3 protein-coding genes are annotated in these 2,289 nt (G+C 37.5%); 2 read left to right on the forward strand and 1 reads right to left on the reverse strand.

Going from position 1 to position 2,289, the window contains the following annotated elements; genetic code table 11:
* Positions 1-105 precede the first annotated feature (105 nt).
* Positions 106-426: a 2Fe-2S iron-sulfur cluster-binding protein gene (locus ACFVSH_RS25625; protein WP_387598530.1), complete on the reverse strand. Its 321-nt coding sequence runs from the start codon at positions 424-426 to the stop codon at positions 106-108.
* Positions 427-695: 269 nt separating this feature from the next.
* Between ACFVSH_RS25625 and cdaS the strand changes: the two genes are divergently transcribed.
* Complete coding sequence (cdaS, locus tag ACFVSH_RS25630) at positions 696-1,322, forward strand: sporulation-specific diadenylate cyclase CdaS (protein WP_387708574.1); 627 nt, start codon at positions 696-698, stop codon at positions 1,320-1,322.
* A gap of 265 nt (positions 1,323-1,587) precedes the next feature.
* On the forward strand, positions 1,588-2,289 hold a 702-nt coding region (gene map / locus ACFVSH_RS25635), incomplete at its 3' end, for a type I methionyl aminopeptidase (protein WP_387708576.1).

Consider the following 2,289-nt stretch of genomic DNA (forward strand, 5'->3'; position numbering starts at 1 on the left):
CTTTGCGGTCATGGAAAAGAAGTAAATCATTTATCTATAAATAAAGAACATCAAAACGACTAGAAAAACTATTTTTAGTCATTTTGATGTTTTTGTTACTACTATTTAGTCTGCAGGCCTTGGCCCAGCAGGAAGTCCAGAGTTCTCAACAGTCTTGATCGGCCGAACGGTTATGTCCCCATTCACGTAAATTTGACAAGATAAACGCAAATGATCTTCCATCCCTTTTTCTTCAAAGATCTTTTTTTCTTTATGTGTGACCTCCAAAAAATCACCTGCGAAAATTTCCACTCTGCAAGTTGTACATTTAGCCTTCCCGCCACATCGGTGAAGAATATTAATACCGTGATCTTCCAATGCTAATACTAACTTTTTTCCATTTTCAACTTCAAACGTTCCTTGGTCAAATACTGTTACGCAAGGCATCTAATACCACCTCTTTTTATAAGATATCTTTCAACAGGTCATTTACATATCTATTCACTTACCTTGTCCATATGACATAAAAAAATGTGAAGTCATTACTGATTGATAGTTAAGATGAATAATTAATTATCTTGAAGACAAACTTTAAGTACATTCATAATTATAAATTAACAAGGTACAAACAGAGCTAGGGAAAATTAGTATGTTCTTTTAGAGAGCCAATTAAGATTTATTGAATAAAAGAGAGTGAAATTATAAAAGGGAGGTGCATGCCTGTGACTAATGGCAATTGTGATTTTTCACCAATGAAACAAATGTTAAAAGAGGAAATTCGTCAAGTAATATCGTCATTACAGGATAACTTAGAAGCAATGGGTGATGAAAATTATTGTCTTCTTGGAAATTTTGAGAAAATAAAGGATAAATTCGTATACATCGATATGAAAGCAGCAACCTTTTATTTGAACTGTTATTTGTCACCGTTTACGGACAAATATCCCGAATTATCAATTTGTGTACAAAATTTGTCAAACTTGAGACATGGCGGGTTAATTGTGATTCAACGGGGAGATCCTCTTGATTCTTTGATCCAACCAGGTATTTCAATAGGAGCGGAGTTAACCCATTCTTTATTGGAATCAATTTTTTTTCCTGGAAATCCACTACATGATGGTGCTGTATTGGTTAGTCAAAATCAAATTGTTTCCGCAGCAAATGTCCTTCCGCTTTCCGAAAGATCAACAGGAGGAAAAAAACTTGGAACACGGCATCGCTCTGCTTTAGGTTTATCTGAACGAAGTGATGCCCTTGTATTGGTCGTATCAGAGGAAACAGGAAGAGTTTCATTCGCATTTAATGGGAATCTGTACCCAATTAATGCTCATGGTCCTATATAGAATTTTTGAACAATTAATAGTGATTATAAGTTGTAGGTAATTCACTCCCCGGAAAAATAATCATTTTGGGTAAAGGATAAACATATTTTTATCAATTTTGTCATTAAAAAGCTTATTTTTCTCGGAATTACGGGTACGGAATAGGTCTTGAATTAATGAACCCGGTGATTTTTACCGGGTTTTTGGTTGCTTTTTATATAAAAAAAGGCATATGATAAATAAGGAGTCTCAATCAGAAAAGTTATAAAACGAAAGAGGATTTTAAATGATAACCATTAAAAGTGAACGAGAAATAAATTTGATGCATGAAGCGGGCAAACTTCTTGCTGCGACGCATAGAGAAATTGCAAAAATGATAAAACCGGACATCACGACTTGGGAAATCGAAGAATTTGTCGATAAGTACTTGGCTGAGCATGGTGCTACACCTGAACAAAAGGGCTATAACGGCTACAAATATGCAACGTGTGCATCAGTGAATGATGTGATATGCCACGGCTTTCCGCAAAAGAAAGCCTTAAAAGAGGGAGACATCGTTACGATTGATATGGTGGTGAACCTTAACGGAGGTTTGGCGGATTCAGCTTGGACATATGCAGTCGGTGAAGTTTCCGATGAAGCTCAGCGTTTAATGGATGTAACCAAGAATGCTTTATATAGAGGCATCGAAGTTGCACGTGCAGGAAATCGCCTTGGGGACATCGGGCATGCAATCCAGTCATATGCAGAAGGTGAAAAGTTTTCTGTCGTTCGCGATTTTACAGGGCACGGAATCGGTAAAACCATGCACGAAGACCCAACAGTCCTGCATTATGGTAAGCCAGGTAAAGGTGCGCGTCTAAAAGAGGGAATGGTCATCACGATCGAGCCAATGTTGAATGCAGGAACATGGCACATGAAAATGGACCAAGACGGCTGGACGGCGAGAACGGCAGATGGAAAACTCTCCGCCCAATATGAACATACC

Source organism: Peribacillus sp. NPDC058002 (assembly GCF_042886655.1).
GTDB classification, from domain to species: domain Bacteria; phylum Bacillota; class Bacilli; order Bacillales; family DSM-1321; genus Peribacillus; species Peribacillus aracenensis.

What these genes read in the sequence shown, in the direction of transcription:
- ACFVSH_RS25625 (WP_387598530.1), bottom strand. Translation starts at nt 426, where the DNA reads ATGCCTTGCGTAACAGTATTTGACCAAGGAACGTTTGAAGTTGAAAAT.
- cdaS (WP_387708574.1), top strand. Translation starts at nt 696, where the DNA reads ATGCCTGTGACTAATGGCAATTGTGATTTTTCACCAATGAAACAAATG.